Source organism: Hydrotalea sp. (genome assembly GCF_049968455.1).
Taxonomy (GTDB): Bacteria; Bacteroidota; Bacteroidia; order Chitinophagales; family Chitinophagaceae; genus Hydrotalea.
The window spans coordinates 1,223-4,424 of the sequence record NZ_JBMFQT010000036.1 but is presented as its reverse complement, the minus strand read 5'-3'; the positions used below and the strand labels follow the sequence as shown (position 1 = coordinate 4,424).

General features: G+C 27.1%; 2 protein-coding genes. Both read left to right on the top strand.

Translation table 11 applies throughout. The features are described from left to right. Positions 1–524: 524 nt before the first annotated feature. Entirely contained in the window at positions 525–2,027 is a 1,503-nt protein-coding gene (locus ACP5P5_RS13355; RefSeq protein WP_428286612.1) for a DUF5687 family protein, read from the top strand. 1 nt (position 2,028) lies between these two features. Next, entirely contained in the window at positions 2,029–2,724 is a 696-nt protein-coding gene (locus tag ACP5P5_RS13350) for an ABC transporter ATP-binding protein (protein ID WP_428286611.1), read from the top strand. The last annotated feature ends 478 nt before the right edge of the window (positions 2,725–3,202 follow it).

Sequence of the window (3,202 nt, the reverse complement as noted above, 5' to 3'; positions counted from 1 at the left end):
GCCAAACAAATTAAGCAACGAAAATTTTTAAATTAAAATATACACAATAAGTGTTTAAACCATATTTAGTGGCCACGGATTGAGGGACATTTTGCCTTTGTTGACCCAAAGAAAAAGAACAAAGGACTGTAAAGCAGTGGCAGCAGATACTGCAAGGAGTACCGCAAGTACGAGGTAAATACGCTCTATGCCCGTTCGTTAGCGCAACGAATTCAAGAAGAGTATTCTTTAACAATCAAAATCGTAACAGATGAAAAAAATGCAATTAAAACAAATGGAGGAAATTAAAGCGGGAAGTTGTGCACCGGTAACTGCAGGACTTGCGCTCGGTGCGGCTGTTGTGAGCACCGTATTTCCACCTGCCGCTCTACTTGGATGGACACTTGTAGGTTCATGGTTTAGCCAGTGTGTTCATTAATAATAGTTGGGTATAATACAATATGCTGATTATACCCAATTTTATTTAAAATTTTAGAAAAAAATTTTATCCAGTAAATTCTAAGAATTTAAAAAAAATCTAAATCGTGTTTAAAAAAAATATCATTACAAAACTTTTATTGAATGATTGGAAAAGTAGACTAAGAAAAAATGGAAGTAAACAAGGATTTTTATTTCAAATTTTTTTTAATTTCTATGGTATATTAGCTACCATACCTGTTATGTATATTTTATGGCATTTAAAATACATTTTATTATATACCACATTCAATAAAAATTATGAAAACGTAATTTTTGAAATACTCATTTATATTATTGTAAGCGATTTTATTTTACGCTTAGTAATTCAAAAACAAAATGCTAATGTAATACAACCATATTTAACACTAAACATACCTAAGAATAAAATCATAAATTTTTTTATCCTTCAATCAATAGCAACAAGCTATAATTTCATTCTTCTGGTACTATTAATACCCTCTATACTCATAAATTTAAACGAATTATTCAATACGACAGAATTAGTTTTACTGTACATTTATTTATTCATTTTTTTTCTAATCATCAATTTTTTAGTTCAATTCATTATAAATAGCGCTAACATATTACTTATTTGGATATGGAGAATAATTAGTATTTTTTTACTTGTTTTTGGGCTTATTTTCAATAGTAAAATTCAAATGAATGAATATGCTGTATTCATTTTTAAAAATTTAGTGGCTAATCCTGTCTTATTAGTGCCCCTTTTAGTAGCACTATCCATCGTTATAATCTTTTACAAAAAACAAGTAAACCAATTATTATACTTAGACATAAAAGGTAATAATAAAACACCATTGAAACATTTCTTAAAAAATAAATCATCATTGTTTTCTAAACATTCATTATTTTTAATATTTTTTGATATTGAATTGAAACTAATACACAGAAACAATAGGCCACTTCAAATAATTATTAGTGCAATTATTTTCCCTATAATATTATTAGTTGGTGCAGTTCTTTTTGTAAAATATACAGGTAATAGTAAAGAGGATATTCTAACTACTTTTTTAATAAGTGTTGGAGCAATAGCAATACCTATTATTTTTTATGGACAATTCCTATTTTCTTGGCAAAGCTCGCATTTCCCTATTTATTTTGTGCTTAACTTAAAAAATAAAGAATATATTAAAAGTAAGCTGCTAATTTTATATATACTTTGCACATTAGCTTTTTTAGTGTGTTTATTAATTTGGCAAAATAATATAACCATTATTGCCTGCTCATATTTTTTTAATGTTGGAATACAAATTCCAATGATATGTTTGTTTTGTATGTTTAATTACCAAAGACTTGATGTAAACAAAAGTGCTTTTTTAAATCATCAAGGAACAGGAATGAATCAGTATATCTATTTTTATAGTTTATTAACTGTATCATTCATCATCTTTTACGCTTTATATCAATTATTTTCACTTAACACAACCATAATAATTTTTGGATTATTTGGAATAACCAGTATTTGCTTTTTTAAACTCTGGCTACAAATTCTTACCAAACAATTCAATAAAAATAAATACAAATTACTGGAAGGATTTTCAAAAATTTAAAATGATGATTAATATAAAAAATATTACAAAAATATACAACGGAAAAAAGGTGGTGGATGTGAAAAACCTTGAAATTAAACCCGGAGAAATTATTGGATTAGTTGGTAACAATGGAGCAGGAAAAACAACATTTTTTAGGTTATTACTTGACCTTGTGAAACCCGATAGTGGCGAAGTGCTGATAAATGACAGGAATGTATCCTTTACTGATTACTGGAAAAAATTCACTACCTCATATTTAGATGAAGATTTTTTAATTAGCTACCTTACTCCTAAGGAGTACCTTTCATTTATAGGGGGCCTGTACAATATATCAGATGTTGAAATTAATAGATTTATAACAACAAATACAAAATTATTTGATGAAACTATTACAAATGAAAAGTACATAAGGGATTTATCAAAAGGCAATCAATGCAAAGTAGGAATTGCAGGTGCTTTAGTAGTAAACCCTAAAATTTGTATACTCGATGAACCATTTGCTAATTTAGATCCAAGCTCCCAAGTACAACTTAGAAATTTACTTTTAAATATTAACTTACAATACGGAACAACCCTATTAATAAGTAGCCACGATTTAAATCATGTTTCTAGCCTTTGTAAAAGAATATTAATCATGGAAAATGGTATAATGATGGAGGATTTATTGGTTAATAAAGAAACTAGAATAAAATTAGAAAGCTACTTTATACATTAAAAAAAAGTTTATTCAGGAATGATTGCATGTAATTTTACTTAGTTAAAAATTACCATTAAAAAACAGTAGTACATCGTTTCAATTACATTAGGTTAGCAGGTTTACCATATGCCAATGCCTTTTATATCTCAGCAATTATATAATAGACAACTTGTATAAATACAATAGAAATTATATGCGCACCTGCCAAGTTCTATTTTATATTAAAAAAGCGTAAAATTACGTATAAGATTTAGGAAAATTACTAAAGTGTATAGTTTTAAAAACTTTTAAATTTGACTAATAATGCAGCTTGCTATCAATAAGTTTAAGCAATTGGCAAAGTTAAGCTTAAAGAAAAGAAATAAACCGGTAAAAATTTGGAATTGATATATAGCGGAAAAACAACAACTATTTAACAAGCCAAACAAATTAAGCAACGAAAATTTTTAAATTAAAATATACACAATAAGTGTTTAAACCATATTTAGTGGCCACG

Bases quoted from the DNA above. Each gene is read 5' to 3' on its own strand.
- ACP5P5_RS13350 (WP_428286611.1), top strand. From the start codon at position 2,029: ATGATGATTAATATAAAAAATATTACAAAAATATACAACGGAAAAAAG.